This window comes from Bowmanella dokdonensis (assembly GCF_017254865.1).
Lineage (GTDB): Bacteria > Pseudomonadota > Gammaproteobacteria > Enterobacterales > Alteromonadaceae > Bowmanella > Bowmanella dokdonensis.
The window spans coordinates 1-408 of record NZ_JAFKCV010000127.1; the positions used below are offsets into that span (position 1 = coordinate 1).

The following is a 408-nucleotide window of genomic DNA, read 5'->3' on the forward strand; positions in this document are numbered from 1 at the left end:
GTCTTGGGGCTTAGCTGCACGCAAGATGATGGACATACGCCAACCATTTCACAAAGAAGTATAGAAACGGAATATTAGACCAACTGCTGCAATAACCAGTACCAAATGGGTAATGTAATAAAGCTTAGAATCAAGCCTAATCCCACCAGCGCCGCCACCAAACGCGGTGCCAGAGAGGCACCGATAGCCAGCGCCCCAGCAGACACCATGGGCGGCATCGCTGCCTGAAAAACCCCCACTTGGAGCAATAGGGGTTGTGGATGCAAAGGCCACAGTAGCGCAAGCGCAAAAATCGGCATCAGGAGCAGTTTAACCCCCAAGGCAAACACCAATGGCCAAGCCTCTTTTCCATCCAGTCGCAAACGAAACTGAAAACCAACCGCGACCATAATCACCGGCACCAGCGTG

1 protein-coding gene is annotated in these 408 nt (G+C 52.2%); it reads right to left on the minus strand.

All coding sequences use genetic code 11. The features are described 5' to 3' along the window. Positions 1–74: 74 nt before the first annotated feature. On the minus strand, positions 75–408 hold a 334-nt coding region (locus J0A66_RS21865; protein ID WP_206575957.1), incomplete at its 5' end, for an AEC family transporter.